The sequence below is a fragment of the Bradyrhizobium sp. NBAIM08 genome (assembly GCF_020193935.1).
Taxonomy (GTDB): domain Bacteria; phylum Pseudomonadota; class Alphaproteobacteria; order Rhizobiales; family Xanthobacteraceae; genus Bradyrhizobium; species Bradyrhizobium yuanmingense.
This window is the reverse complement of the sequence record NZ_JADYVR010000489.1, coordinates 1-435: the sequence shown is the minus strand read 5'-3', so window position 1 is coordinate 435 and position 435 is coordinate 1. Positions and strand designations below refer to the sequence as shown.

The window sequence follows — 435 nt, the reverse complement described above, 5'->3', positions numbered from 1 at the left end:
GAGTATACGTCTTTCCAAGAGCTTTCTTTTCAGAGATTGAAAGCTTTGTTGCGTTCACGATCGTTACGCGTGGCGCTGATTCGACATTCGGTGCGTAATCAGGATGTGTTTTACCCATCAGCGTTTTTGCTGCCTGTGACGCGATCCTGCCCAAGCTTTTTCCCGCTGCGTCTATTGTGATGTCTTTCTTTTCCATAGAATAGTATTTATACGACAAATTCGATTCGCGCGGAATCTATTGCACGTTTGCCGACGCGACCGAGGCGCGTGATGCGTGTATAGCCACCTTTTCGCTCGCTGTATCTGGGTGCGATCGTCTCATGCAACTTCTTCGTCGCGTCGGATGCGCCTCCAAGGCGGGATGATACGAGGCGTCTCGAAACAGAAGTGTTCTTCTTGCTCGCAGTTACCAATTTTTCAACAAACGGTCTCAAT

Annotated in this window: 2 protein-coding genes; both read right to left on the bottom strand. The window is 49.0% G+C overall.

The features are described 5' to 3' along the window. Positions 1-196: uL13 family ribosomal protein (locus I6F37_RS40595; RefSeq protein WP_225154459.1), on the bottom strand; the 196-nt coding region annotated here is incomplete at its 3' end. A gap of 10 nt (positions 197-206) precedes the next feature. After that, the coding region (locus I6F37_RS40590) for a bL17 family ribosomal protein (RefSeq protein WP_225154458.1) at positions 207-435 on the bottom strand (229 nt) is incomplete at its 5' end.